The sequence below is a fragment of the Micromonospora sp. NPDC049891 genome (genome assembly GCF_040660295.1).
Taxonomy (GTDB): domain Bacteria; phylum Actinomycetota; class Actinomycetes; order Mycobacteriales; family Micromonosporaceae; genus Micromonospora.
Genome location: NZ_JBFAML010000080.1, coordinates 1 through 1,318, shown reverse-complemented (window position 1 = coordinate 1,318; position 1,318 = coordinate 1). Strand labels below are relative to the sequence as shown.

The following is a 1,318-nucleotide window of genomic DNA, read 5'->3' as shown; positions in this document are numbered from 1 at the left end:
GGTGAACAACGACGGGCAGCGCCACGCCCTGAGCAAGGCCAAAAGCTATGCGCAAAATTTCGGTATGGGGTTCGGCTGCTTCGTGTTCAGCGGCGGCTGCGGTACCGGCAAAAACCATTTGGCGGCAGCTATCGGCAACCACCTACTGGCGAAAAATAACACGGTACTGGTGGTTACTATTCCAGATCTGATGCTTCGCGTTCGACGCTGCTACGACGGCGGAGAGTCCGAGGCTTCGTTGCTCGACGACTTGTGCAAGGTCGATCTGCTCGTTCTCGACGAAGTGGGCGTACAGCGTGAAACGCGGGGTGAGTGGGTGATTTTGAATCAGGTTATCGATCGCCGGTTGTCGTCGCTAAAACCGGTGGGAGTTTTAACCAATTTGAATGCGAGGGAATTAACCGATGTTTTAGGCGCAAGAGTCATGGACAGATTAACGATGGATGGCGGGATCTGGGTGGACTTCACCTGGGGAAGCTATCGAAAAAATGTAAGCCACCTGCGGGTGATCAAGTAATCGGAGCATAAACCAATGACCAACAGAGTAACCGAAAAGCACAGAGTAACCGCAAAGCAGCTCGTGGATATCATCCTCGGCAAAGAAATGAGCACCACTGAAATTTGGGAGGCGGTCAAAGCCGCGCACCCGGCAAACACGATGACGCGGCAGGAGCTGGCGCTCAGGCTGCGGTCGATGATCAGATCGCCAGACGTAAAAATCACAAAGAAGGGCTGCGGGCCGAGGGCGCTCTACAAGCTGACAAGCGTGTCCGACAAATTTGTTGAGCGCGCCGAGGTTAATTATCGCGCTAATCCCCGTACCGGAACGCCGGATAAAACGCTGTGGCACTTCCACCCCAAAGAGCTGCAGTTCTGCAACGTCCACAAGATGTTTGATCGGGCGCTGGCCAACCTGCGCGGGAGGACATCGGCATGAAAGGAATGAGCAAGCCGCGCCTGGTACGCGGGGTAGAAATCACCACAGAACGCGACATGTGGCAGCAGAGCAAACATTATCGTTTTCGCTCAGGTATGTACTACGGGCGGATCAGATATGCGGAGGTAAATCGTGAAAAATAGCATTCAGGACCTGGTCAATCACCAGTTTGCCATGCTTGAAACAATCAACGATCCCGGTCTGACTGGCGAACGCCTGAAAGAGGAACTCGATCGTGCTGAGGCTGTTGTCGATTTATCGCAAGCACTGGTTTCCACGTATCGGGTGGTGATCGATGCTCAACGCAATATGAACGGTGGGACGTTGCATACTCTCCCTGCTATTTTGGGGGTCACCGATGAGTCGTAAATTATTCACTGA

Annotated in this window: 3 protein-coding genes; all 3 read left to right on the top strand. The window is 53.4% G+C overall.

Going from position 1 to position 1,318, the window contains the following annotated elements; genetic code table 11:
• On the top strand, positions 1 to 517 hold a 517-nt coding region (locus AB0I71_RS32545), incomplete at its 5' end, for an ATP-binding protein (RefSeq protein ID WP_357591201.1).
• Positions 518 to 532: 15 nt separating this feature from the next.
• A complete protein-coding gene (locus AB0I71_RS32540; RefSeq protein ID WP_356808631.1) occupies positions 533 to 937 on the top strand; it encodes a hypothetical protein in 405 nt (134 codons plus the stop codon).
• Between the two features lie 132 nt (positions 938 to 1,069).
• Positions 1,070 to 1,306, top strand: a complete 237-nt coding sequence (locus tag AB0I71_RS32535) for a hypothetical protein (protein WP_049194167.1) — start codon at positions 1,070 to 1,072, stop codon at positions 1,304 to 1,306.
• The last annotated feature ends 12 nt before the right edge of the window (positions 1,307 to 1,318 follow it).